Source organism: Bradyrhizobium sp. MOS001 (genome assembly GCF_004634465.1).
Lineage (GTDB): Bacteria > Pseudomonadota > Alphaproteobacteria > Rhizobiales > Xanthobacteraceae > Bradyrhizobium > Bradyrhizobium barranii.
The window spans coordinates 1-1,366 of record NZ_SPVJ01000164.1 but is presented as its reverse complement, the minus strand read 5'-3'; the positions used below and the strand labels follow the sequence as shown (position 1 = coordinate 1,366).

Below are 1,366 nucleotides of genomic sequence, written 5' to 3'. Positions count from 1 at the left end.
GGATCTGTCCGCGCCTTCAACGAAGCGTCCCATCCATATCCCCCATCAGGAAACGGAGGAATCGTAACCGACTCGTGGCTTTTCACACAGCCAGGGTCAAAACCGGCAATACTCTGGATGAGTAGAGAATTTCCGCTCAAATCCCAAAAGCTGCTGGCGGCGGCAGCCCGTGGTGTTTGTCCAGCCAAGCCTTCACGGCCGGCCAATAGCGCCGATTCCCGAAAAAGCGCGATTTTGGAGTTCTAGCGCCGGTAACAGTGGCGCAGCAGCTTCTCTGGAACGCCGAGGCGTCGGATCATCTCCGCGTCGGTCAGAAAAAGTTTGTCCTTCTCTCGTTCGATTGTTCCAGGTGACGGAGCAGTTAAGCATCGGGTAGCTTACGAATTTAAAACGCGAGACCGGCCATGCTGCCGTCCCTAGGCCGCGCCCCCGCACGCCACTTTGTCGCGTTTCTTTATGATCGTGTAGCGGGACTCCACCGACGCCTGGCTGCGGCCCAGTGCTTTCGCAATTGTGCTGAACGACGCTCCACTCTCGCGCATCCGCAAGATCTTGGTTTCGTCCTCTGAAGTCCAACTCGCAGAACTTTTGGTTGCTGAAGTGCGGGCCATGCAAATTCCTCGATCGAGCAATGTTCTGATGTTTCCGGATATCGTGGACCTAAATGTGGCGCAGCTTGCTCACCCCTGGGGTCCGCAAGCATCAGAGCCCCCCAATGACCCAATGATATGTTGCTATCGGCCCGCCGGTTCACGCTGGCGAACCCAAATGACGAAGGCCGCAGCGATGTTCTCGCTGCGGCCCGCGCAAGGTCAAAAAGAACCGGGTAAAAAGATCTAAGTGAAATATACGCCAGCCCCGGCTTAAATTGACTATTACACAGCCTCGGTTCCGGCATCTACAAATGTGAATCGAAAGTTAACAAGGTGAGGGAAGGTCCGCCGGGGCTGGCAGAGCTGGCGGGCCCTCAACCCGAAGCACATGGCTGCGTATGTCCCCACGGCCGTCCCGAAACCAAGCCTGCACCTGCTCACTTAACGAGCAGCTAAAACAGGTCGAGGAACCTTGTCAGGTTTGGATCATTTTTGAATCGCTTCTGGCCTATCCCGTGGGTCGGAAGATCGGTGACAGCGCGGCTCCAGCTTGCCAATGTGTTATTCGGCGTACGGTTTGACCCCCGATCGGCGCCGAAGGTTGACCCCGCCCAACACGGCCCAATTCCTTGAACTATCACCGGATTGCTCATCTCGTGTGGGGGGCAATTTTGGGCTCTGACTCATATGTGGAACGGCCCGGGCTGCAAGATCTTTCTCTGGTTGAACAAGGGATGACGGTGCGGTCATATGTCCGGCCTTTGAACGCGGCA

At 56.4% G+C, this 1,366-nt stretch carries 1 protein-coding gene; it reads right to left on the bottom strand.

Annotated elements, in window-relative coordinates; all coding sequences use genetic code 11:
- The coding region (locus tag CT676_RS45045; RefSeq protein WP_205124653.1) for a hypothetical protein at nucleotides 1-206 on the bottom strand (206 nt) is incomplete at its 3' end.
- Between the last annotated feature and the right edge of the window lie 1,160 nt (nucleotides 207-1,366).